The sequence below is a fragment of the Herbiconiux sp. FW305-C-125 genome, from assembly GCF_058783455.1.
Window position 1 is genome coordinate 376,671 of the sequence record NZ_JBYSYO010000001.1, and the last position, 23,349, is coordinate 400,019.

Annotated in this window: 25 protein-coding genes and 2 pseudogenes; 2 read left to right on the plus strand and 25 right to left on the minus strand. The window is 69.4% G+C overall.

Annotation, left to right across the window (positions count from 1 at the left end; all coding sequences use genetic code 11):
* From AC3WLB_RS02015 to AC3WLB_RS02080, 14 genes and pseudogenes are all read right to left on the minus strand, one after another.
* Positions 1–720: an alpha/beta hydrolase gene (locus AC3WLB_RS02015; RefSeq protein WP_492502810.1), complete on the minus strand. Its 720-nt coding sequence runs from the start codon at positions 718–720 to the stop codon at positions 1–3.
* 7 nt (positions 721–727) lie between these two features.
* Positions 728–1,024, minus strand: a complete 297-nt coding sequence (locus tag AC3WLB_RS02020) for an Rv1322 family protein (protein ID WP_492502812.1) — start codon at positions 1,022–1,024, stop codon at positions 728–730.
* 52 nt (positions 1,025–1,076) lie between these two features.
* Positions 1,077–2,708 carry a Na+/H+ antiporter gene (locus tag AC3WLB_RS02025; RefSeq protein ID WP_492502814.1) on the minus strand — a complete coding sequence of 544 codons (1,632 nt, stop codon included), beginning with the start codon at positions 2,706–2,708 and terminating at the stop codon, positions 1,077–1,079.
* Between the two features lie 56 nt (positions 2,709–2,764).
* Positions 2,765–3,427, minus strand: coding sequence for an aggregation-promoting factor C-terminal-like domain-containing protein (locus tag AC3WLB_RS02030; RefSeq protein ID WP_492502816.1), 663 nt, complete (start codon positions 3,425–3,427; stop codon positions 2,765–2,767).
* A 5-nt stretch (positions 3,428–3,432) separates the two neighbouring features.
* Entirely contained in the window at positions 3,433–4,116 is a 684-nt protein-coding gene (locus AC3WLB_RS02035; protein ID WP_492502818.1) for an aggregation-promoting factor C-terminal-like domain-containing protein, read from the minus strand.
* A gap of 21 nt (positions 4,117–4,137) precedes the next feature.
* Positions 4,138–5,331, minus strand: a pseudogene (locus AC3WLB_RS02040) (ABC transporter ATP-binding protein); the annotation flags it as partial.
* Between the two features lie 56 nt (positions 5,332–5,387).
* Positions 5,388–5,945, minus strand: a complete 558-nt coding sequence (locus AC3WLB_RS02045) for a DivIVA domain-containing protein (protein WP_492502820.1) — start codon at positions 5,943–5,945, stop codon at positions 5,388–5,390.
* Between the two features lie 4 nt (positions 5,946–5,949).
* Complete coding sequence (locus AC3WLB_RS02050; protein WP_492502822.1) at positions 5,950–6,915, minus strand: phosphatidate cytidylyltransferase; 966 nt, start codon at positions 6,913–6,915, stop codon at positions 5,950–5,952.
* A 15-nt stretch (positions 6,916–6,930) separates the two neighbouring features.
* Entirely contained in the window at positions 6,931–7,485 is a 555-nt protein-coding gene (frr, locus tag AC3WLB_RS02055; RefSeq protein ID WP_022898298.1) for a ribosome recycling factor, read from the minus strand.
* Positions 7,486–7,521: 36 nt separating this feature from the next.
* Entirely contained in the window at positions 7,522–8,244 is a 723-nt protein-coding gene (pyrH, locus tag AC3WLB_RS02060; RefSeq protein WP_022898297.1) for a UMP kinase, read from the minus strand.
* Between the two features lie 91 nt (positions 8,245–8,335).
* Positions 8,336–9,163, minus strand: coding sequence for a translation elongation factor Ts (gene tsf, locus AC3WLB_RS02065; protein ID WP_492502825.1), 828 nt, complete (start codon positions 9,161–9,163; stop codon positions 8,336–8,338).
* A 93-nt stretch (positions 9,164–9,256) separates the two neighbouring features.
* A complete protein-coding gene (rpsB, locus tag AC3WLB_RS02070; protein ID WP_022898295.1) occupies positions 9,257–10,276 on the minus strand; it encodes a 30S ribosomal protein S2 in 1,020 nt (339 codons plus the stop codon).
* 186 nt (positions 10,277–10,462) lie between these two features.
* Positions 10,463–11,965 carry a sugar porter family MFS transporter gene (locus AC3WLB_RS02075; protein ID WP_492502828.1) on the minus strand — a complete coding sequence of 501 codons (1,503 nt, stop codon included), beginning with the start codon at positions 11,963–11,965 and terminating at the stop codon, positions 10,463–10,465.
* Positions 11,966–12,459: 494 nt separating this feature from the next.
* Entirely contained in the window at positions 12,460–12,651 is a 192-nt protein-coding gene (locus AC3WLB_RS02080) for a hypothetical protein (RefSeq protein ID WP_492502830.1), read from the minus strand.
* A gap of 31 nt (positions 12,652–12,682) precedes the next feature.
* On the opposite strand from AC3WLB_RS02080, the pseudogene AC3WLB_RS02085 reads away from it, so the two are divergent.
* Positions 12,683–12,856, plus strand: a pseudogene (locus AC3WLB_RS02085) (M23 family peptidase); the annotation flags it as partial.
* Positions 12,857–13,039: 183 nt separating this feature from the next.
* Here AC3WLB_RS02085 and AC3WLB_RS02090 read toward each other — a convergent pair.
* The 10 genes from AC3WLB_RS02090 to AC3WLB_RS02135 form a co-directional block, all read right to left on the minus strand.
* Positions 13,040–13,966: a tyrosine-type recombinase/integrase gene (locus AC3WLB_RS02090; RefSeq protein WP_492502832.1), complete on the minus strand. Its 927-nt coding sequence runs from the start codon at positions 13,964–13,966 to the stop codon at positions 13,040–13,042.
* A gap of 438 nt (positions 13,967–14,404) precedes the next feature.
* The gene (locus tag AC3WLB_RS02095) at positions 14,405–15,295 is read right to left on the minus strand and encodes a metallophosphoesterase (RefSeq protein WP_492502834.1); all 891 of its coding nucleotides are present in this window, start codon (positions 15,293–15,295) and stop codon (positions 14,405–14,407) included.
* A gap of 44 nt (positions 15,296–15,339) precedes the next feature.
* Positions 15,340–16,530 carry a DNA-processing protein DprA gene (gene dprA / locus AC3WLB_RS02100; RefSeq protein ID WP_492502836.1) on the minus strand — a complete coding sequence of 397 codons (1,191 nt, stop codon included), beginning with the start codon at positions 16,528–16,530 and terminating at the stop codon, positions 15,340–15,342.
* Between the two features lie 101 nt (positions 16,531–16,631).
* Entirely contained in the window at positions 16,632–18,167 is a 1,536-nt protein-coding gene (locus tag AC3WLB_RS02105; protein ID WP_492504634.1) for a YifB family Mg chelatase-like AAA ATPase, read from the minus strand.
* A complete protein-coding gene (locus AC3WLB_RS02110) occupies positions 18,164–18,523 on the minus strand; it encodes a YraN family protein (protein WP_492502838.1) in 360 nt (119 codons plus the stop codon). Before AC3WLB_RS02110 ends, AC3WLB_RS02105 begins: the two co-directional genes overlap by 4 nt.
* A gap of 112 nt (positions 18,524–18,635) precedes the next feature.
* Positions 18,636–18,959 carry a DUF2469 domain-containing protein gene (locus AC3WLB_RS02115; RefSeq protein ID WP_022898285.1) on the minus strand — a complete coding sequence of 108 codons (324 nt, stop codon included), beginning with the start codon at positions 18,957–18,959 and terminating at the stop codon, positions 18,636–18,638.
* A gap of 12 nt (positions 18,960–18,971) precedes the next feature.
* Complete coding sequence (gene rnhB, locus AC3WLB_RS02120; RefSeq protein ID WP_492502840.1) at positions 18,972–19,814, minus strand: ribonuclease HII; 843 nt, start codon at positions 19,812–19,814, stop codon at positions 18,972–18,974.
* Positions 19,814–20,614, minus strand: coding sequence for a signal peptidase I (gene lepB, locus AC3WLB_RS02125; protein WP_022898283.1), 801 nt, complete (start codon positions 20,612–20,614; stop codon positions 19,814–19,816). Before lepB ends, rnhB begins: the two co-directional genes overlap by 1 nt.
* Positions 20,615–20,701: 87 nt before the next feature.
* Complete coding sequence (gene rplS, locus AC3WLB_RS02130; RefSeq protein ID WP_022898282.1) at positions 20,702–21,049, minus strand: 50S ribosomal protein L19; 348 nt, start codon at positions 21,047–21,049, stop codon at positions 20,702–20,704.
* A gap of 185 nt (positions 21,050–21,234) precedes the next feature.
* Positions 21,235–21,732 carry a hypothetical protein gene (locus tag AC3WLB_RS02135; RefSeq protein WP_022898281.1) on the minus strand — a complete coding sequence of 166 codons (498 nt, stop codon included), beginning with the start codon at positions 21,730–21,732 and terminating at the stop codon, positions 21,235–21,237.
* A 94-nt stretch (positions 21,733–21,826) separates the two neighbouring features.
* Here AC3WLB_RS02135 and map point away from each other — a divergent pair, with 94 nt between their 5' ends.
* The gene (gene map / locus AC3WLB_RS02140; protein ID WP_022898280.1) at positions 21,827–22,594 is read left to right on the plus strand and encodes a type I methionyl aminopeptidase; all 768 of its coding nucleotides are present in this window, start codon (positions 21,827–21,829) and stop codon (positions 22,592–22,594) included.
* Here map and trmD read toward each other — a convergent pair.
* The gene (gene trmD, locus AC3WLB_RS02145; RefSeq protein ID WP_022898279.1) at positions 22,591–23,340 is read right to left on the minus strand and encodes a tRNA (guanosine(37)-N1)-methyltransferase TrmD; all 750 of its coding nucleotides are present in this window, start codon (positions 23,338–23,340) and stop codon (positions 22,591–22,593) included. The two genes, map and trmD, sit on opposite strands and share 4 nt — an antisense overlap.
* Between the last annotated feature and the right edge of the window lie 9 nt (positions 23,341–23,349).

The following is a 23,349-nucleotide window of genomic DNA, read 5'->3' on the forward strand; positions in this document are numbered from 1 at the left end:
TCACTCCTCGTAGGTGGTGGGCAGCGGGTACGCGGCCGCGCTGACCCGCGCCACGATCTCGTCGAGCACCCGCCGCGTCTGCTGCTCCCCCACCCAGAGGTGCTTGCCGCCCTCGACGGCCACGAGCTCCATGCTCGGCACGCTCGCGAACCGCTCCCGCGCCTCGGCGGGCCGCAGGTAGTCGTCGAGCTCCGGCACGAGCGCGACGAGCCGTTTGCCGTTGCCTTCCCACGCTGCCACCTCATCGGCGGTCGCGCGGTGCAACGGCGGCGAGAGCAGGATGGCGCCGTCGATCGGGTACTGCGCGCCGTACTTCAGCACCAATTCGGTGCCGAATGACCAGCCCACGAGCCACGGATGCGGCAGCCCGCGCTCAGCGACGAAATCCATCGCCGCCTTCACGTCGTAGCGCTCGGCGTCGCCGCCATCGAAGTCGCCCTCGCTCGTGCCGCGCGGCGAGGTGACCCCGCGGAGGTTGAACCGCAGCACCGCCAGGTCGGCCAGGGCCGGCAAGCGCGCGGCCGCCTTGCGGAGGATGTGCGAATCCATGAAGCCACCGTGCGTCGGCAGCGGATGCAGCGTCACCAGCGTCGCGACCGGCGCCCCGGAGAGCGGCAGCGCGAGTTCGCCGACGAGGGTCAGACCGTCGTCGGTGTGCAACTCGATCTCTTCGCGCCGTGCCGGCAGCTCGGTGCCGCTGCGGATCTCGATCTCGCTCATCCGGGTACTACGCTCCGATCTTCCAGCAGTGCGTGTGCCAGTGCCTTCGTGCGGCGAGATCGGCGCTGTCACCGAGCACGCCGTCGGCCCGCCAGGTGACGAGGTGGGCCGTGCCCGGCGACACCGTCAGGCCGCAGCCCGGGCAGAGGTACTCCTTCGTGGCGCTCACGACCGACACGGGCTGCACGTTCCAGTCGCCGTCGCGACGGTGCTCCACCCGCTTCCAGCCCGCCAGGAGCCGGCCGAGGTCGTTGTCCTCCTCGTCGTCGCCGGCGCGGCGGCGCGGACGGTTGTTGCGAGGCATGCCTCCATCCTACGAGCGGATGAGGGCGGCCGGACCGAGCGGGTCCGGGCCCTCAGTGCAGCCCGTCGGTCTGCTGCAGGCGCGATTCCTCCTGGTCGAGCATGAGCTGGGCCCGCACGAGGATGCGTGAGGAGTACTCCCCTCGACCCCGCGCATCCAGCAGGGCCACCCGCTCCGCCTTCAGCACCTCCAGGCGCAGAATCCGGTACTGGCGGTGCGGCGCACCGACCCTCTCGTCTTCGGAGTGCGCGCGCTCCCACGCCGACTCGCTGCGCAGCTCCGCATCGCTCCGCACCCGTTCCACCACGCTCTCGTCGACCACTTCCCCGCTCGGCAGGGAGAGATCGGGCTGCTCCAGCACGAGTTGTCCGGCCGCCCGCAGCTCGTCGACCAGCGTGGCGAACTCGGCGTGATCGGCGGCCTCGTCGACGCCGCGGAGTTTCGTGAGCCGGATGATCCACGGCAACGTGCCGCCCTGCACCACCAGGGTGACGATCGACACCGTGAACGCGATCAGCACGAGCTGGTTGCGGTACGGCGTCGACTCGGGCAGGGACTGGGCGGCCGCGACCGTCACCACCCCGCGCATCCCGGCCCAGGACACCACGATGCCGCTCTTCCAGCCGGAAGGCTCGAGGGCCCCGGGGCCGGCCGGGTCGCGTCGGCGTTCCCGTGCACGTTGAACGGTCAGCAGCGGCCCGACGAAGGCGAAGCGGATGATCAACAGCACCAGCGCGGCGGCGATGCCGAGCACGACGGCGCCCACCGCGTTGAGGTTGCTGTTCTCGTCGCTCTGCTTGATGGCGGCAAGGAAGATGTCCTTGAGCTCCAGCCCCATCAGAAGGAACACGCCGTTCTCGAGCAGGAACTGGATGGTGCGCCAATTCAGCCGCTCGCTGATGCGCGTCGACGCGGTGAAGTACTTCGCGCCCATGTGGCCGGTGTACAAGCCCGCCACAACCACGGAGAGAACCCCGGATGCGCCGATCGCCTCGGCGGGGATGTACGCGAGGAACGGGATGATGAACGACACCGCCGTGGTGAGCACGGAGTCGGTGAGCTTCGAGCGCAGGAAGACGGTGACGATACCCACCGCGAGGCCCACCGCGATGGCGACCACCGAAGAGTAGGCGAAGTCGATCACGACTCCCCCGACACCCGCGAAGGCGAGCGTGCCCGCCACGGCCGCGACCGCCGTGCGCAGCAGCACCAGCGCCGAGGCGTCGTTCACGAGGCTCTCGCCCTCGAGCACCGCGATGAGGCGTGGCGGCAGACCGAGGCGCTTGCCGATCGACGTGGCGGCGACCGCATCCGTCGGGCTGATGACCGCGCCGAGGGCGATCGCCGCGGCCAGGTTCATGTCGGGCAGGATCGCGTTGAGGATCAGCCCGATCACCACGGCGCTCGCGATCACGAGGAGCACCGAGAGCATCGAGATCGCGCCGAAGTTCTTGCGGAAGTCGACGAGCGGCACGTTGATCGCCGAGGCGTAGAGGAGCGGGGGCAGCACGCCGGCGAGGATGATCTCCGACGGCACGTGCACGGGCGGCACACCCGGGATGAGCGAGATGCCGATGCCGATGACCACGAGCACGATCGGGGTCGCCAGTCGCAGTTTCGGCGAGAGCACGGAGACGCCGACGATGATGATCAGGCAGATCACGGCGACGAGTTCTGGCCTCATGCGATCAGCCTACTGAACGCGCGCGGCCACCCGAGTGCGGCTGCGCCCGCCTGGGTTCAGTACCAGCCGCGGTTCTCGGAGGAGGCCCACGCCTCGCACGGCGTGCCGTACACGCTCGCGATGTACTGCAGGCCCCAGTTGATCTGCACGTTGGGGTCGGACTCCCAGCCCGGCCCCATCTTCGAGCCGGGGAGCGCCTGCGGGATGCCGTAGGCGCCTGACGGGTTCGCCGCCGTCGGGTTCCAGCTCGACTCGCGGTTCCACAGGGCCAGCAGGTAGTAGTAGTTCTGTTCGCCCCAGCCGTAGCCGAGCACGGCCTGGTACGCGATGTCCTGCAACGATCCCGGAGCGGGCGGCCCGGGGGTGGGCACGACGTTGGCTTCGCAGCCGCCGCCGGATCCGGCTGCGCCGGAATCGCCTGACGGCGAGGCCTTCACCGAGACCGGCACCACGACGGGTTCCGGCGCGGGCGGCGGCGGCAGGGTGACCGTGTACCCGTCACGGGTGACGGACTGCGCGGCACCCGCTGCGACGTCGAGCGATTGCTCGCCCCCTGCTGCCGCGACGACCGTCGGCGCGTAGTCCTGGGACGCGGCGTTGGCGCCGACCGAGTGCGGGTCGACGGCGAAGAGCAGCACGAACGCGGCCGCCACGCCGAACGCCATCACCTGCAGCCCCGTGCGGACGACGGGGTGGGCGGAGGCGCGAGTGGAGGACATCGGTATCAATACCAGTGGTTCACGTCGGAATGCGCAAGGGCTGAGATGGGATCCCCGTACCGGCCCTGGATGTAGTTGAGCCCCCAGGTGATCTGCGTGGCCGGGTTGGTCTGCCAGTCGGGAGCGATGTCACCCATCTTGGAGCCGGGCAGCGCCTGCGGGATGCCGTAGGCGCAGCTGGAGCTGTTGAGCGCGTTCACGCGCCAGCCGGATTCGCGGCTCCAGAGGGCCACGAGAGCGTCGAACTGTGCTCCGGTCCAGCCCCGTTCGGCGGCCAGCGCGGCCGCGATGACCTGCGCGCCGGCCGGGTCGGGCGACGCCGCGTTCGGGTCGGGGCAGCCGGTGTCGGCGCTCGACCCGGTGGAGGCCTTCTCGATGACGGGCGGCGGTGGCGGCGGCGCTTCGGTGACGCCGTAGGTGTCGCGGAACACGCTCAGTGCCGTGCCCCCGCTCACTGCGAGGGTCTGCTTCTGCGCGGTCGAGGTGGCGAAGTCACCCTCGAACGCCGACGACGCGGTCGCCGTCGACCCGATGTTCGGCGCCACGACGGAGACGAACGCGCACGCCGTGACGGCAGCGAGACCGAGCACCTGCAGCGTCACCCGCGCGGGATTCGTGGTTCGCCGACAGACGCCACGAACCCGGGTGGAGGTCTGCGTGCGCGCTTCGGTCAGGGAGTGCTTTGCCACGATTCGAACGATTTTAGCCCATCACCCCGAGTTCCGCCCAGCTTCGGCCTGGATGCGGGCCAGGACGGTGCGGCGGGCCGCCTGCTCGACCGGGTCGGGCACGGGCAGGGAGGCGAGGAGGCGGCGGGTGTACGGGTCCTGCGGATCGCCCAGCACCTCGGCTCCCGTGCCCTCCTCGACCAGGCGGCCGTGGTAGAGCACGGCGATGCGGTCGGCGAGCAGGTCGACCACGGCGAGGTCGTGGCTGATGAACAGGGCGGCGAAGCCGAACTCGAGCTGCAGCTCGGCGAAGAGCTCGAGCACGCGTGCCTGCACCGACACGTCGAGCGCCGAGGTGGGCTCGTCGGCGATCAGCAGCTTCGGCTCCAGCGCCAGGCCGCGAGCGAGGCTCGCGCGCTGGCGCTGACCGCCGCTCAGCTCGTGCGGGAAGCGGTCGCCGTAGCTCTTCGGCAGCTGCACGGCCTCGAGCAGCTCGTCGACACGACCGCGGGCCTCCCGCGCGTTCGCCGCACGACCGTGGATGACGAGCGGCTCGGCCACCGCATCCGCGATCGTGAGCAGCGGGTTGAAGCTCGCCGCCGGGTCCTGGAAGACGAAACCGATGTCGGCCCGCAACGGCTTGAAGCGCCGCTCGGCGAAGTCGAGCATCTCGAAACCGAGCACCTTCAGCGATCCCCCGGTGATCCGGGTGAGGCCACCGATGGCCCGGCCGATCGTCGTCTTGCCCGACCCGCTCTCGCCCACGAGACCGAGCACCTCGCCGGCACCGATCCGGAACGACACGTCGTCCACCGCCCGGAAGCCCTTCCTGCCGAACCGGCCCGGGTATTCGATGGTGAGGTTGGTCGCCTCCACCACGGGCACGTCGACTTCACCGGTGGCCGCCCGCTCGGCGCGTGCACGCCCGCGCTCCTCGGTGCGGGCCCGGCCCTGCCCGATGCGGGGCACCGCGTCGAGCAGCCGCTTCGTGTAGTCGGCTTGCGGATGCGCGAACAGCGTCTGCGCATCCGCTTCCTCCACCAACTTCCCCTGGTACATGACCGCGACCCGACCGGCCAGGTCGGCCACCACACCCATGTTGTGCGTGATGAGCACGATGGCGGTGTCGAACTCGTCGCGGAGACGCCGCAGCAGGTCGAGGATCTCGGCCTGCACCGTCACGTCGAGCGCCGTGGTGGGCTCGTCGGCGACGATCAACCCCGGGTTCAGCACGAGCTCCGTCACCCAAGCGGGGGACGCCAGGAGCGGCAATCTTTACGCGATCGAAATGTTCAGCGTACGGCGAGCATCACGTCGACCACGGCGTCGAGCACGGCGTCGACCTGGGCCTCGTCGTACCCCCCGCGGCGCGAGCGGAACACGACGGTGCGCACATCCGTCACCGTCACGTCGGCGCCGGAGCGGAAGTACTCGGTGAGGTAGGCGGTGAAGGCATCGACGTCTTTGGGGTGGTAGCCCACCCGCAGAGCGCCCGCGCGGCGGAACTTCTGGCCGTCGGGTCGTTCGAGCCGGGCGAGGATCTCGGCCGCCCGGCTGCGCGCACTGGCGAACCAGGCCTCGTCGCCGGCCGCCTGATAGGCGCGGTCGCGCTCGCGCAGGGCGAAGGCGTCTTCGAGGCGCTCGAGCGCCGCGTCGACGGCCGGCGCGTAGTAGCCGCCCTTCTGCATGGTGAAGGCGGTGTGCCGCACCATGTCACTGGTGAGGGTGTAGGCGCCGGAGACGGCGTTGCGCTCGTCGTAGGCCTGCCGAGCCTTCGCGAGGAAGTCGTCGACCTCGGTGACGTCGTAGCCGAGGGTCGAGTTCCGGGTGCGGGGGAAGGGTACGCTCACGGCTCTATTGTGCCAAACTCGCGACGATGACCCAGAGCACGTAGGCCGCAGCCGCCGAGGGCAGGATCGAATCGAGCCGGTCGAGGAACCCGCCGTGCCCGGGCAACCAGCTGCTCATGTCCTTGATGCCGATGTCGCGCTTCAGCAACGACTCGCAGAGATCGCCGATGGTCGCAGTGGTCGTGATCACGGCGCCGAAGATCAACCCGAACCACCACGGCTGCTGCAACACGAAGATCGCCAACAGCACGCCGCCGATGAGGGACACGACAACAGCTCCCGCGAGCCCCTCCCAGGTCTTCTTCGGGCTGATGGTGGGGGCCATCGGATGCTTGCCGAAATTCAGTCCGCTGGCGTATGCCCCGACATCCGTCAGCACCACGACCGCGATGAACGAGAGCACCCACCACTGCCCGCCGTCTTTCGACAGCAGCAGCACCGACGCGCTGGCGAGGAACGAGACGTAGACCTGCACGAAGGTGCCGGCCGCGACATCCCGCACGGTCTGACCGAAACCCGGCCGCGGTGGCAGGAAGGCGACCTCGAGCACCCGCCAGAGTGCCACCAGGAGCACTCCGCCGACGAAGACCAACCACTGGCCCTCTGCGCCCCAGTAGTACGAGGCGGGAACCAGGGCGACACCGGCGATCACGGTGGGGATGCGCGGCACGTGCAGCCCGGCGTGCTTCAGCGCCGCCGCGAGTTCCAGCGTGGCGAACGCCACCAACACGGCCGCGAGCGCCATGTAGATCTCTTTGATCACCACGAGGCTGACCACCATGACACCGGCCAGCACGATGCCGATCGCGATGGCTGAGAGGAGGTTGCGGCCGGTGCGCTCGGTGATCTTCTCGTTCGCCTCGTCGAACTGCTCCTTGCGCGCCCGCACCTGAGCCTGGATGTCGGCGCGCGACAACGACCTGGCGCGCTTGGACGGCGGCGTCCCGGCGGAATCGGGTTCGAGGCTCATGACGACCGGTCGAGGTCAGACCTCGAGGAGTTCGGCTTCCTTGCGCTTCAAGGCGTCGTCGACCGTGTCGACCGCCTTCTTGGTGATGACCTCGAGCTCCTTCTCGCCCCGTGCCACCTCGTCGTCGCCGACCTCGCTCTTCAGCGCATCCAGGTCGTCCTTGGCCTTGCGGCGAATGTTGCGGATCGACACCTTGCCGTCCTCGGCCTTGGTGCGCACGATCTTCACGTACTCCTTGCGGCGCTCCTCGGTGAGGTCGGGCAGGGTTATGCGGATGATGTTGCCGTCGTTGGTCGGGTTGGCCCCGAGGTTCGGCACGTCGCGGATGGCCTGCTCGATGTCGCGCAGCGCTCCCTTGTCGTAAGGCGTCACGATGAGCGTGCGCGCCTCGGGGTTCTGCAGCGAGGCCAGCTGGGCCAGCGGCGTCGGGGTGCCGTAGTAGGGCACGAGGATCTTCTGGAACAGGGCGGGGTTCGCACGCCCGGTGCGCACGTTGGAGAAGTCGTCTTTGGTGACCTCGACGGCCTTGTTCATGCGTTCGGTGGCGTCTGCCAGGACATCGGCGATCACGGGGGCTCCTTCAGTGGATCAGTGGTTCAAGTGTAGTCAGTGGCTCGTGGCCACCAGGGTGCCGATGCGCTCGCCCCGGATCGCCTTGGCCACGTTACCGGCCGGCTCCATGCCGAACACGTGCATGGGCATCCCGTTGTCCATGCAGAGGCTGAACGCGGTGGAGTCGACCACCTTGAGGCCCTGCACGAGGGCGTCGCTGTAGGTGAGCAGCTCGAGTTTGACGGCATCCGGGTCGACCCTCGGGTCGGCCGAGTACACGCCGTCGACGCCGTTCTTGGCCACGAGCACCTCGTCGGCGTGGATCTCGAGCGCCCGCTGGGCCGAGACGGTGTCGGTGGAGAAGTACGGCAGGCCTGCGCCCGCGCCGAAGATGACGACGCGACCCTTCTCCAGGTGCCGGATGGCCCGGCGCGGGATGTACGGTTCGGCCACCTGGGTCATCGAGATGGCGGACTGCACGCGGGTCTCGGCACCCGCCTGCTCGAGGAAGTCCTGCAGCGCGAGCGCGTTCATCACGGTGCCGAGCATGCCCATGTAGTCGGCACGCCCGCGGTCCATGCCCCGCTGGGAGAGCTCGGCCCCGCGGAAGAAGTTGCCGCCACCGACGACGATCGCGACCTCGACCTCCTGAGCCGCTTCGGCGATCTCCTTGGCCAGGCCGGACACCACGTCGGGGTTCACTCCGAGGGAACCACCCCCGAATGCTTCACCGGAGAGTTTGAGGAGTACCCTGCGCTTGTCGGCCGGCTCTGACATCCGTCGTGTGTCCCTTCGTCGTTCTCGTGTTCAGGCTACAGAGAAAACGGGCCCGGATCATTCGACCCGAGCCCGTTTCCGAGAGTGTTCGCTACGCGCCGACCTTGAAGCGCGCGAAACCGGTGACCTGGATGCCGGCGTCGGCCAGCACCTTCGACACCGAGAGCTTGTTGTCCTTCGCGTAGTCCTGGTCGAGCAGGGCGACCTGCTTGAAGAACGCGGCCACACGACCCTCGACGATCTTGGGCAGCGCCGCCTCCGGCTTGCCCTCGTTCTTCGAAATCTCGGTCACGATGGCGCGCTCCTTCTCCACAGCGTCGGCCGGGACGTCGTCGCGGCTGAGGTACTGCGGGTCGGCGAAGGAGATGTGCTGAGCGATGGAACGTGCGGTCTCCGCATCCGACCCGGTGTAGGCCACGACCACGCCGACCTGCGGGGGCAGGTCCTTGGAGGTCTTGTGGAGGTAGATCTCGAAGTTCTCGCCCTCGAGCCGCGCGATGCGGCGCAGTTCGATCTTCTCGCCGAGGATGGCGGCCTCGTCGTTGATGACGTCGGCGACCGTCTTGCCGTCGCTGGGGGCCGCGAGGGCCTCCTCGACGGTGGACGCGCCGGCGGCCGCGCTCGCGGCGAGCACCTTGTCGGCCAGGGCGATGAACTTCTCGCCCTTCGCCACGAAGTCGGTCTCGCAGGCCAGCTCGATGAGCGTGGCTGCGCCGTTCTCCTGGGTGGCGGCGACGAGGCCCTCGCTGGTGGAGCGGTCGGCACGCTTCGCGTTGCCCTTCGCACCCTTCAGGCGCAGGATCTCGACGGCCTTCTCCATGTCGCCGTCGGCCTCGACCAGGGCGTTCTTGGTGTCGACCATGCCGGTGCCGAGCTGCTCGCGCAGCGCCTTCACGTCGGCCAGGCTGATGTTTGCCATGTTGTTGATGACTCCTTGAATTGTCTCGGGTGCCCGCTGGCGCGGGTCACGCTACCGCACCGAAGTGACGGCGGAATGTCGCTGGCGCGACGACTACTTGGCGGTCTTCTCCGCGTCGGTGGCCTCGGCCTCGAGCTTCGCCTCGGCCTCCTCGTCGGAGACGACGTGGTGCTCGACCACGAGGGACTCGTCGGTGATGGCGGCGAGGTCGGCCTCTGCCTGCGCGTCGGGGTCGTTCTCCTCGACGGGAACCTCAGCGGCGATGACCTCGGCCACGGCCTCCGCGTTCTCGGCACCGGTCACGAGGCCGTCGACGGCCTCGATCTTCTCGGCCTCGGACTGCGGGTTCTCGGATGCCTGGAGGAGCTCGCGCTCCCACTCGGCCAGCGGCTCGGCGGGGGCGTCGCCCTCTTCGGGCTTCTGGTGGCGCTGGATGAGACCCTCGGCCGCGGCGTCGGCGACGATGCGGGTGAGCAGGGCGACGGAGCGGATGGCGTCGTCGTTACCCGGAATCGGGTACTGCACCTCGTCGGGGTCGCAGTTGGTGTCGAGGATGCCGATGACCGGGATGCCGAGCTTCTTGGCCTCGTCGATCGCCAGGTGCTCCTTCTTGGTGTCGACCACCCAGAGCGCCGACGGGGTCTTCGACAGGTTGCGGATGCCGCCGAGCGACTTGTGCAGCTTGTCGAGCTCACGCTTCTTGATGAGCAGTTCCTTCTTGGTGAAACCGCTCTTGGTGGTGTCTTCGAAGTCCAGCTCCTCGAGCTCCTTCATGCGCGCGAGGCGCTTGGAGACCGTGGAGAAGTTGGTGAGGAGGCCACCGAGCCAGCGCTGGTTGACGTAGGGCTGGCCGACGCGGGTCGCCTGCTCGGCGATGGACTCCTGGGCCTGCTTCTTGGTGCCCACGAAGAGGATGGTGCCGCCGTGCGCGACGGTCTCCTTCACGAAGTCGTAGGCCTTGTCGATGTAGCCGAGCGACTGCTGCAGGTCGATGATGTAGATGCCGGAACGCTCGGTGAAGATGAATCGCTTCATCTTCGGGTTCCAACGGCGGGTCTGGTGCCCGAAGTGCACGCCGCTGTCGAGCAGCTGGCGGATGGTGACGACGGCCATGGCCGTACTCCTTCTGTTCTCGGTTTTCTCCGCGACGGTGGCCGCGGATCCTGGTGCCCGGCACGCATCCGGCCCGCTGTTCGTTCTCTCGTTCGAGAGCGGGACCGATCGGATGAGCTGCCTGAAGGGCACGCGAAGTCACCCCGACGAGCGGGGTGCTCCGAGAATCATACCATCCGGCGGTGGTTACCGAGGTTGGGCGACCGCCGCCCGGTCGCGCTTGCGCTCGACCTTGAGGCTGTCCATGCTCTCGAGCGAGCGGCCCTTGGTCTCGGGGACGGCGAAGAAGACGAAGAAGAAGCTGACCAGGGCGAAGAAGGTGTAGAGCCCGTAGGTGAAGGCCAGCGAGAAGCCCGACAGCGCCGGGAAGGTCTCGGTGATGGCGAAGTTCGTGAGCCACTGCGCCGCCGCGGCCACACCGAGCGCCTTGCCGCGGATGCGGTTCGGGAAGATCTCGCCGAGCAGCACCCAGACGATCGGGCCCCAGGTGGCGCCGAAGAAGATGACGAACAGGTTCGCCCCCACGAGGGCCAGCGGGCCCCAGGCCCCTGGCAGCGACGGGGTGCCGCCGTCGCCCACGACCGCCTGCGAGAACGACAGGGCCATGAGGCCGAGCGAGACCACCATGCCGGCCGAACCCGTGAGCAGCAGCGGCCGGCGGCCGATCTTGTCGACGAAGAAGATCGCGACGAAGGTCACGGCCACGTTGATGACGCTCGTGATGACCGAGATGATGAAGCTCGTGCTCTGGTTCGTGGTGTCGAAGCCGACCGAGGCCCAGAGGCTCTGGGAGTAGTAGAAGATGACGTTGATGCCCACGAGCTGCTGGAACATCGACAGCAGGATGCCGACCCAGACCACCGGGAGCAGGCCGAACATCTTGCCGCGGAGGCTCGCCGTGCGGGCGTTCTCCTTGTCCTCCTTGAGCGACTTCTCGATCTCGTCGAGCGCGGAATCGACCTCGGACTGCGGCATCACGCTGGCGAGCACGTCGCGGGCGTCGTCCTGCCGGTTCTTGCCGGCGAGGTAGCGGGGGCTCTCCGGCAGCCGCCAGGCCAGCAGGCCGTAGACGATGGCGGGCACTGCGCACGCCACGAACATCCAGCGCCAGGCATCCGCCCCGAACCAGAGGGGTTCGTTGGCGCCGCCGGCCGCGCCCTGGAGGAGGGTGTCGGAGAGCAGTGCCGCGAAGATACCGAGCGTGATGGCGAGCTGCTGCAGGCTGGCGAGGGCTCCGCGTACGGCCTTCGGCGCGATCTCGGCGATGTAGGCCGGGGCGATGACGCTCGCGATACCGATGCCGAGACCGCCGATGACGCGCCAGACGATGAGATCCCAGACGGCGAAGGCGAAGCCGGAGCCGATGGAGCTGACGAGGAAGAGCCCGGCGCCGATGAGCATCACGGGGATGCGGCCGATGCGATCGGCGATGCGCCCGGCGAAGTACGCGCCGATGGCGCAGCCGAGCAGAGCGGATGCGACGGTGAAGCCGCTGAGCAGCGGCAGGTCGCCGAGGTTGAAGTCCTGCTCGATGGCTTTCACAGCACCGTTGATGACGGACGAGTCGAAACCGAACAGGAAGCCGCCGAGGGCAGCGGCGATCGACAGGGCGATCACCTTGCGTCGGAGCCGCCGGGAGCTGGCGTGGTCATCGACTGTGCCGCGGGCTGCAGGCTCGTTCGAACTCATGACGGACTCCTTCGTGCCGATGGGTGACGGGGCTTGGTCTGACACGTCCACTCCCCCACATATCCGATATTGGCACGGTTCCTCCACCAACGTGGTCACGGCGCGTTCGGCGGGGCGGGATACGGGCAGTGTTGCGGGATGAGTCACCCTCTTCCCCGCCCGCCGCGCGCGGGCATGCTTGTGCTCGGGCTCCTGTGCCGCGGTGCCGTTCTGGCCCTGACGGTGACGGTCGCGCTCGTCGTGGTGCCGTGGGCGGTACGTGCTTCCGCAGCCCCGTTCGCCAGTGCACGCGGTTACGCGTCGGCGTCGGCGTCGGCTGCGGCGGCTGGGTCCGCGTCGGCAGCGGCTGCTGGGTCCGCGCTTCAGGGTGAGCCCGCGAGCCCGCCCGGCGCCTCGGCGGCATGGCCTGCGGCAGCTGGGTCCGCGCTTCAGGGTGAGCCCGCGAGCCCGCCCGGCGCCTCGGCGGCATGGGCTGCGGCAGCTGCGTCCGCTCCTCAGCTCGGGCCCGCGAGCGCGCCCAGCACCGCGACGGCATCGGCGTCGATCGTCGCAGGGACGCGCCCACCGGCTGCGGTTGCGGGAGACGTGGGCCGATCGACGTGGCAGTGGCCCGTCACGGCGCCCGCGCTCGTGACGGCGGAGTTCGTCGCGCCGGCGACGAAGTACAGCGCCGGCCATCGCGGCACCGATCTCGCCGCGGCCGCGGGGGCGCCGGTGGTGGCGCCGGCCGACGGCGCCGTCGCGTTCGCGGGGATGGTGGCGGGTCGCCCGGTGGTCGCGGTCGAGCATCCGGGCGATCTGCGGTCGAGCGTCGAGCCCGTGGTGGCGGCGGTGCCGGTCGGCGCGGTCGTGCAGCGGGGTCAGGTCATCGGCACCGTGGGTTCGGGAGGTCACTGCACCACCGCGTGCGTGCACGTCGGAGTGCGCCTGCGCGGCGAGTACGTGAACCCGCGCTCGTTGCTCGCCCCCATCCCCCGCGCGCGGCTGCTCCCGGCTGCCCCCGCGGCATCGAGTCTCCATTTCTTGCCGGAATGGCCGCCCGCGTCCCGACCAGAACGGGAGACTCGATGGCGCTCAGGCGCGCGGGTGGGCTGCCTGGTAGGAGGCGCGGAGGCGCTCGACGGTGACATGCGTGTAGATCTGGGTGGTGCCGAGACTGGCGTGGCCGAGCATCTCCTGCACCGCGCGGAGGTCGGCGCCGCCGTCGAGGAGGTGGGTGGCTGCCGTGTGCCGGAGCGCGTGCGGGCCGGCCGGTCCGGTGCCCGGTACCGACTCGAGCAGACCGGCGACCAGTTCGTACACCGAGCGGGTGCCGAGCCTCCCGCCGCGAGCGCCGAGGAACGCGGCCGCCGGCACGCGTTCGATGCCGCCCGCTCGCCGCCGCTCCAAGAGCGCGGGGCGCGAGCGTGTCAGGTAAGCCACCAGTGCGTCGTGGGCCGGTTTCCCGAATGGCACGATGCGCTCCTTCGACCCCTTGCCGGTCACACGCACGGTGCGGCGATCGAGGTCGAGATCGTCGATGTCGATGCCGACGAGTTCGGAGACGCGGAGCGCCGAGGCGTACAGCAATTCGATGACGGCCAGGTCGCGGAGCGCGATCGGGTCGCCGGTGGCGGCACTGTCGTGGAGTTCGGCGAGCAGTACGCTCACCGAGTCTCCGGAGAGCACCCGCGGAAGCGTGCGGTCGGGTCGGGGCGCCCGCAAGCGGACGGCGGCGTCGATCTCGATCCGTCCCGTGCGCCGCAGCCACGCCGAGAAGGTCTTCGCGGTGGCCGCGCGTCGGGCGAGGGTCGCTTTGGCGAGCTCGCGCTGCGCGGCGGCCCAGAGCCAGTCGCGGTAGAGGTCGAGGTCGAGCTCGGCGACATCCTGGACCCCTCGGGCAGCGGCGAACGCCTCGAGATCAACGAGGTCGGCGCCATATGAGCGCGCGGTGTGCTCGGAGTACCCGCGCTCGAGCAGCAGGTACCGCTCGTACTCCGCCCGCGCGTCGCTGATCCTCACCCCCCAAGCATCCCCCGCCCTCGCCCAGAGCCCAGCCGCCCGCTCCGCGTGTCCCCACCTCCCACCGCGTGACTCGCCCGCCCAGCGCGTCCCCACCACGCGCTCGAGTCCCCGCTCCAGCCCCGCCTGTCCCGCCGGGCCGCCGCGGGCCCCAGCCGGCCACCCGGCTCCGGCGTATCGCGCCAGCCGCCGCGTTTCCCCAGCTGACCCCCGCACCACCACCCGGCCCCGGCGCGTCCCGCAAGCCGGCGCGTGCCCCCAACCGGCCCACGAATCGCCACCCGGCCCCGGCGTGTCCCGCCAGCCGCCGCGTGTCCCCGACCGGCCCCGCGCATCGCCATCCGGCCGCGCGTGCTCCGCCGCCTCGTGTCCGCTGCGCGAGCGTCCAGGGGCGCATCGGGGCAGCGCTGCGCGGCCTCCCTGCGGGGCGCCTTCGCCTCAGGGCTGGGCGTGGCGGGAGAAGGCCTCGAGGCGGTCTTCGGGTGAGAGGGCCGCGAGGCGGTCGACGAACGCGTTGTCGAAGCCCGAGACCACGGGGAAGTCGCCGATCGGAACCGTCGAGTGCACGATGCGGTCGTCGTAGACCTGCACGATCGCGAACGATTGGCCGCCGCCCAGCCCGCTCAGCCGCCCGCGCACCGCGGCGACGTCCATCGTGTAGCAGGTCGCCGCCGCCACCGACACCGGCACGCCGGCGAACAGGCTGTGGGTGGAGTAGTGCAGGTGCCCCCCGAGGATGCCACGCACATCCGTGCCCCGGATCACATCCGCCAGCTCGTGCTGCCGCTGCAACTCCAGGATCGGCATCAACGGCACGGTGGTGGGAATCGGCGGGTGGTGCAGCGCCACGATCGTGCCTTCGGGCGCCGGCGTCGCCAGTTCGCCCCGGAGCCACTCGAGCTGCTCAGCCGAGAGTTCGCCGTGGTGGTATCCCGGCACGCTCGTGTCGAGGGCGATGAGGCGCAGTCCGCCCAGCCGGATGCTCGTGACGACCGGTTCGGTCAGCGGCTGCTCATCGAGGAGCTCCACCCGCACCCGAGCCCGATCGTCGTGATTGCCCATCACCCAGAGCACCCGCGCACCCATGCGCTCGGCAGCCGGCTCGACGATGCCGCGGATGCGGCGGTACGCGTCGTCTTCACCCAGATCGGCGATGTCGCCGGTGAACACCAGAGCCTCCGGCCGGATGCCCGAAGCCTCCAGCTGGCGCATCGCCTGCCTCACGGTGGCGTCGGTGTCCACCTTTCCGTAGAGCGGCTGCTCGCCCGCGAGGAAGTGGGTGTCGCTGATGTGCACGATCGTGTGCTGGGGCTCGCCGTACTGGGCCATGTGCTCCAGTCTCGCAGACGTGACCATGCGAACCCGCTCGGCGCTCACAACCTTAACCAGCCGTTCGCGTTCTCGACGGCGCCTCCCTCCAGCGCGAGCACCCCGAGTGTGACCGCGACGGCACGCGGTGCCATACCGGTGCGCTGCGCCAGGTCGGCGACGCCGCGCGCCGAGCGCCGGCTCAGTGCGTCCCGCACGCGCACGGCATCAGGATCGGCTGCAGCGGCGCCAGAGACCTGGCGTGCATCGGGTGTGCCGAACACCATCTCCACCACATCGGCCGCCGAGGTGACACACACCGCGTCGTACTCGCGGAGGAGGCGGTGGCACCCGGCGGACGTGACGCTCGTCACCGGCCCGGGCACGGCGCCGAGCGGGCGCCCGAGCGCTGCGGCGTGACCGGCCGTGTTGAGCGAACCTGAACGCCAACCGGCCTCGACCACGACCGTCGCGTGTGCTGATGCGGCGATGAGGCGGTTTCGCTGCAGAAACCGCCACTTCGTCGGCGACGATCCGCACGGGAGTTCCGAGACCACCGCACCCGAGGCGGCGATCCGCAGGAGCAGGTCGTGATGCGCCGCCGGGTAGAGACGGTCGACCCCACCGGCCAGGAAGGCGATCGTCGTGCCACCGCTGGCGAGACAGGCGCGGTGCGCGACACCATCGATACCGTAGGCCGCCCCCGAGACGACGGCCATTCCTCGGTCGCTGAGCCCCGCTGACAGATCCATCGCCACATGCTCGCCGTAGTTCGTCGCGTCCCGCGAACCCACGATCGCCACTGCCCCGCCTGGATGCGAGAGCGCACCCACGTCACCGCGCACCCACAGAGCAAGCGGGGCGTGGTCACCCAGGACGTCGAATTGTTCGGGCCATGCATCGTCGTTCGGAAGGATGAGGCGCGCCCGGTAGTGCACGGCGGAGCGGAGCGCTGCGAGAGCGGTTCGAGATGACAGGCGCGGCCGCCATCGATCAACCCCTTCGGCGAGGTCCTTCCTGGAGAGCTCGTCCAGCGCCGAACCCGACTCACCCTCGTTGACACCGGGGAGGCCGTCGTTCGCCGCGGCCCACCAGTCCGCCGGCTCCCGGCCCTCGATCAACATCGACAAGGCCCGATCGGCGCCCAGCGCGCGGATCACCATGCCGGCAACCGCATCCCCCGGCTCGACCATCGTCGACCACGCCGCCGCGGCGAACACCTGAGCCACCTCGACGTCGTCGAGCTCGGCGGTCACCGAAGCATCAGAGCAAGCACCATCGGCGGCCGCAACCGCCCGCCGCCCCGAGACCGTCTCCACGAGACCACGCACGAGTGCGCGATCCACCTGATGCACATTCATACCGCCACCGACTTCCGCAGGAAGAGTGCCCACCCCAGATGATCGGCGGTCGGCGATGTCGCACCCTCGAGGTCGGCGATCGTCCAGGCCACCCGCAGGACCCGGTCGTATCCACGCATCGTCAGCGTTCCCCGCTCGAGCGCCCGATCGATCGCCGCCGTCGTGGTCGACGGGAGTCGTCGCGATCCGGCGCGGAACCATGAGCCCGGCACCTCGGCGTTCGTCTTCCAATCCGTTCCCGCCAACCGTTCCCGGGCCACCGCCCGAGCCTGCTCCACCCGCGTTCTGGCTTGACGAGTCGACACTCGGGAGCCCTCCTCCGTCATCATCCGCACTGCCGAGGTCGTCACCCGATTCACTCTGAGCTGCAGGTCGACCCGGTCGAGCAGCGGGCCCGACATGCGCGACAGATAGCGCCGTCGCAGCATCGGCGTGCACGTGCAGGCGATGTCGGATGTGCCGAACTGTCCGCACGGGCAGGGATTGGCCGCCAGGACGAGCTGGAACCGCCCTGGGAAATGAGCGATCGCGGCCGCCCGATGGATGGTGATCGACCCCGACTCGAGCGGCTGGCGGAGGGCGTCGAGCACGGCGGAGGGGAACTCCGGCGCCTCGTCGAGGAACAGGATGCCGTGCGTCGCCCGAGCGGCGGCACCGGGCCGGATGACCTTCGAGCCGCCGCCCACCAGTGCCGCAGCCGACGTGGTGTGATGCGGGCTCTCGAGCGGCGGGCGCGTGACCAATCCGTTCACGGGACGCCCCGACAGCGACGAGAGGGAGGTGACCACGAGCGCCTGCTCCGCATCAAGGTCGGGTAACAGCCCGGGGAGGCGCTCGGCGAGCATGGTCTTTCCCGCGCCGGGCGGCCCCAGCATCATGAGGTGGTGCCCGCCGGCAGCCGCGACGACCAGCGCCTCGACCGCATCCGGGTTACCCACCACATCGGCGAGGTCACCCACCGGTGGACGCTCCGCCGGCGCCGGGATCGGGCGAAGCGGCTCGACCGCATCGGCCTCGAGTTCAGCACCGTGCCGGATCAGCGCGTCACGCAACGACGCAACCGTCGTCACCTCGACATCGGGCACCAGCGCCGCCTCGTCTTCGTTCCCGCGCGGCACCACGAAGCGCCGGAACCCGGCCGCCCGTGCCGCCACCATCGCCGGCAGGAGTCCTTGCATCGGCCGAACCCGGCCATCCAGGCTCAGCTCGCCGAGGTGCACCACCGACGAGATGGCATCGATCGCGATGCACCCCTCGGCCGCGAGCACGGCGACCGCGATGGCGAGGTCGTAGGTGGAACCCTGCTTGGGCAGCGACGCCGGCGAGAGGTTGACGACGATCTTCTTCGTCGGCAACGGGCAGCCGTCGTTCGCCGCCGCGGCCCGTACTCGGTCTTTCGCATCGGACAGCGCCGCATCCGGCAGTCCGATGAGCTGGAACCCGGGGATGGCGTTCGCGATGTGGGCTTCCACCTCGACGACGGCCCCCGTCATGCCGAGCAACGCAACGGACAGCGTTCGCGCCACCATCAGCACAGCCCCGTGAGGTGCTCGACGCTCGGCTCACCGAAAGTCGGCCACAGGATGCCCACGACGTCGACCCGGAGGGCCTGATGTCGGCCGTCGGGATGCGCGGCGAGCCACGCCGCCCCCAGGAGGTGCAGCCGTTTGAGCTTCGCGCCGGTGATGGCCTCGAATGGATGCCCGAACGCATCCGTCGACCGCGTCTTCACCTCCACCACGACCAGCTCGGGGCCGTCGCGCGCGACGATGTCGATCTCTCCCACCGGGCAGCGCCAGTTCTGCGCCAGCACACGCATGCCCGACTTCGCCAACCACTGCGCCGCGAACTCTTCGCCGCGGCGGCCCAACTCGTCTTTCGCCTTCATCGCAACCTCCGCGACAAGGCTCCCGGGGAGGATGCGGGTACGGAGGCCGCAACGAGATTCTGTGGACTACTCCACACACCCACCGGGGTGTGCAGGAGCAGACACGCAGCGACTACTCGTCGAGCGCGAGCTCCTTCGGGAGCTCGAAGTCCTTGCTCGAGAGCTCTTCGACGTTGACGTCTTTGAAGGTCAAAACCCGCACCGACTTCACGAACCGGTCGGAGCGGTAGACGTCCCACACCCACACGTCGTTCATGGTCAGCTCGAAGTAGAAATCGTGCTCTGTGTCACGGCGTGCAAGTTCGACCTCGTTGGCGAGGTAGAACCGCCGCTCGGTCTCGATCACGTACTTGAACTGGGACACCACGTCGCGGTACTCGCGGTAGAGCGCCAACTCGACCTCTCGGTCGTAGTCTTCGAATTCGTCTTCGTCCATCGTGCGTCCAGTCTAGGCCGCCGAGCCACCGACCGTGCTCCTCGCGACCGCTCCCGCCGCGCTCGACCCAGCGGGCTCGGCGAGTTCTGCGAGGTCTTCGAGACCGTCCAGAGCCACGGCTCCCTCGCCGGACGGCGCGGCCAGCATCTTGCTCAGCCAGGTGTGCCGGTGCAGCTCCGTCGGCCCGTGCGAGAGGATCGCGTTGCGGTGCTCCTCGCTGGCATACCCCTTGTTGCGCGCCCAGCCGTAGGCGGGGAAGGTGCTGTCGTGCTCGATCATCAGCCGATCGCGAGCCACCTTGGAGATGACGGATGCGGCGGCGACGGATGCGCAATCACGGTCGGCCTTGACGCGCGTGCGCACGGTCAGCGGCATGCTCACCGCCGGCGTCAGCCAATCCCACTGACCGTCGAGGATGATGGTCGCCGTCGGCACCTCCACCCCCGACACCGCAAGGGCCTCCAGCGCCCGCCGCCCGGCCAGCCCGAGGCACGCCGAGATCCCGATCCGGTCGATCTCCTCGGCTGAGGCGTAGCCGACGGCGTGCGCCAGCCCCCACGACCGCGCCACCGGCGCCAGGGCCTCACGGCGTGCCTCGGCGAGCATCTTCGAGTCACGCAGACCCTTCGGCACCGACTTCGTGACCCGTACGTCGATGACGCAGAGCCCGACCGCCACCGGCCCGGCGAGAGCACCCCGCCCGACCTCGTCGCAGCCGATGACCAGACCGCTGTGCGGAGGCGTTTCAACCTCCGGGGACGCAGCCGCGGCCTCGGCCGACACCGCGCGGCCCCGGCGCCGCCCGAGCCCCGCGATCTCCCGCTCGAACCGCAGCGTCGGATCGACCACCGTCATCATTCGTCCGGCCCCAGCCCGGAACTCGTGGACGTAGGTGCACCGACCTCGGCGGGTGACGCATCCGGAACCCCGCTGAACACGTCGCCGTAGTTGTCGAGCCAGGTCCAGTGGTCAGCCGGCCACGTCACCAGCACCGCACGGCCCACGACGTTCTTCTCGGGCACGAAGCCGTTGCCCGGTTTGTCCTGGTTGAAGCGCGAATCGGCCGAGTTGTAGCGGTTGTCGCCCATCACCCAGAGCGAATCGGCGGGCACCGTGACGTCGAACGGTTGCTGGGAGACGGCGGACACGCCGTCCGGCAGTTTCAGGTACTCGGTCTCGTCGAGCGGCACCCCGTTCACCGACATCTGGCCGAGAGCGTTGCAGCACACCACGTGATCGCCGGGCAGGCCGATGACGCGCTTGATCAGGTGGTCGTTCGCGTCGTCGGCGGCAAGGCCCACGCCCTCGAGCACCCAGTCGACGGCAGCGGCGAGCGGGTTCTTCTTCGGCTCGGCGACGGGCGGCAGCCAGCCCCCCGGGTCTTTGAACACCACGACGTCGCCCCGCGAGAGCGGCATGAGGTTCGGTTCGAGCTGATTGACGAGGATGCGGTCATCGATCTGCAGCGTGTTCTCCATCGACCCCGAGGGGATGTAGAACGATCGCACGAGGAACGTCTTGATCAGCACCGACGCGAGCAGTGCGATGACGAAGATGATCAGCAGGTCACGGAAGAACAGCCAGGCGCTCCGGCTGCGGCGCGGACGCCGATCGTCGGTGTGATCCTCCTGTGCAGGGAGGGATGTTTCTGTCATTTAACCGCCTGAGCTCCCGACCAACTGTAGTGGCCGGGAGCTCAGGATAAACGATGCCCGCGCGGCGGCGTGCAGCGAATTCGAAGACTACGCGTCGCGCTTCTCTTTGATCTTCGCCTTCTTACCGCGGAGGTTGCGCAGGTAGTACAGCTTCGCGCGACGGACGTCACCGCGGGTGACGATCTCGATGTGGTCGATGACCGGCGAGTGCACCGGGAAGGTGCGCTCCACGCCCACCTGGAAGCTGACCTTGCGGACCGTGAAGGTCTCGCGCACGCCTTCGCCCGAGCGGCCGATGACGACGCCCTGGAAGACCTGGATACGCGAACGCGTACCTTCGATGATGTTCACGTGCACCTTGACGGTGTCGCCGGCACGGAAGTCGGGGATGTCGCTCTTGAGCGATGCTGCATCGACGGAGTCGAGGATGTGCATGGTGTTGTTCGCAATCTGTACCCGCCACAGGTCGACTACGGCTTTGATGTCAGTAGAGGACGTGCCCGAGAATTGCTGGCTCCCCTGTGGCAGAGCCTGGCCGTGGCACAAGGGTCAATTGTGCCACAGAAGGCGTGAGCCGCGCAAAACCGGGCGGATGCCCCGGGCCGGCCCCGCGCATCCGCTCAGATGCGGGGCGGAAGTGGCCGGTCGCTCGTCTCGATGACGATGTACTCGCCATCGACCCGGGGCTTCTGCGGCGGGCTCTGGATGCGCGTGGCCTGCGCCTCGAAGCCGGCGAGCGCCGAGCGCACGCGACGACGGGTCTCGACGATGAGCTGGATGACGCCTGACCAGAACAGAGCGATGACCGCAACGACCGACAGCGTGCCGAGCAGAGCCGTGGCCGGCGTGAAGAACCCGACGGCGACGATGAGACCCTGGAGCACGACGAGGAGACCGACGTCGAGCCATGACACTGCACGCTCTGCCCGCACATCCTTCCGGGCGAAGATCAGCCCGGCGGTGGCGAGCATGGCCACGGTCAGCATCATGACGCCGACGATCACGCCGAGGATCTGCCAGCCCGTGGCGGCGAAGACACCCCAGCCCACGAGGATCCAGGCGGGCAGGATCACCGCGGCAGGGAACTGCCAGTAGAAGAAGGCCCGACGGATCAGCACTCCTCCAGAGTATGCAGCGACTCCGGATGTTCGCTGAGACTCCGGTCGGTAAAGTCTTCAGGGGCGCCAAGACAGGCCCGCGGAGAGGAACACCATGATCGAGCTGAAGACACCGGCCGAGATCGACCAGATGCGACCCGCCGGCGCGTTCGTCGCCGAGGTGCTGACCGAGCTGGCCGCGCGGGTGGCGCCGGGGGTCAACCTGCTGAAGCTCGACCAGATCGCGCACGACATGATCCGGGCGCGCGGGGCTGAATCCTGCTACATCGACTACCACCCCTCGTTCGGCGCATCGCCGTTCGGCAAGGTGCTCTGCACCAGCGTCAACGACGCGGTGCTGCACGGGCTGCCGTTCGACTACGCCTTGCGCGAGGGCGACGTGGTGAGCCTCGACTTCGCGGCATCCGTCGACGGCTGGGTCGCCGATTCGGCGCTCACGGTCATCGTCGGTACGCCGCGCTCGCCCGAGGACACGCGGCTCATCGAGGTGACGACGGCGGCACTCGAGGCGGGCATCGCGGCCGCCCGACCAGGCGGGCGCCTCGGCGACATCTCGGCGGCCATCGGCGCCGTGGCCACCGCCGCGGGCTACGGCATCAACACCGACTTCGGCGGACACGGAGTCGGCCGCACCATGCACGGCGACCCGCACGTGCCGAACAACGGGCGCGCCGGACGAGGGCTGCCGCTTCGGCCTGGACTCGTCATCGCGATCGAGCCCTGGTTCCTCGAGACGACCGACAAGATCTACACCGACAAGGACGGCTGGACCCTGCGGTCGGCTGACGGCTCGAACGGCGCGCACATGGAGCACACCATCGCGATCACGGACGACGGCCCGCTCGTTCTGACGGCGCGCTAGCCGCCGAGTGCCGCGTCGTCCGGCGTTCGACCGGGCGGCAGGAGATCCGGTCGCACGCGACGCGTGCGCTCGAGCTGCTGCTCGTGCCGCCAGGCCTCGATGGCCTTGTGGTTGCCGCTCAGCAGGACCGGCGGTACCTCGAGCCCGCGCCACTCGGCGGGCTTCGTGTAGCTCGGGTACTCGAGCAGCCCGTCCTCGTGCGATTCCTCGACGAGACTCTCCGGGTTGCCGACCACGCCGGGGATCAGGCGCCCGATCGCCTCGATCATCGCCATCACCGCGACCTCGCCGCCGTTCAGCACGTAGTCGCCGACGCTGACCAGGCGCACCTCGGCGCGGGTGGCCGCGTGGTCGAAGACGCGCTGATCGATGCCCTCGTACCGCCCGCATCCGAACACCAGGTGCTCGCGCTCTGCCAGCTCGCGCGCCATCTTCTGGGTGAACACCTCGCCGGCCGGGGAGGGGAAGATGACGAGCGGGGCTGCGGATGCGCGGGGTGCGGTTGCGGCATCCGTCGCCTCCCCGAGCAGCTCGTCGAGCGCCTCACCCCACGGCTCGGGCTTCATCACCATGCCGGCGCCGCCGCCGTACGGGGTGTCATCGACCGTGCGATGGCGGTCGTGGGTGTACTCGCGCAGGTTGTGCGCGGTCACCTCGAGGAGGCCGCTCTGGCGGGCCTTGCCGAGCAGCGAGATGTCGAGCACGTCGAAGAACTCGGGGAAGATCGTGACGACGTCGATGCGCATCAGGTCAGC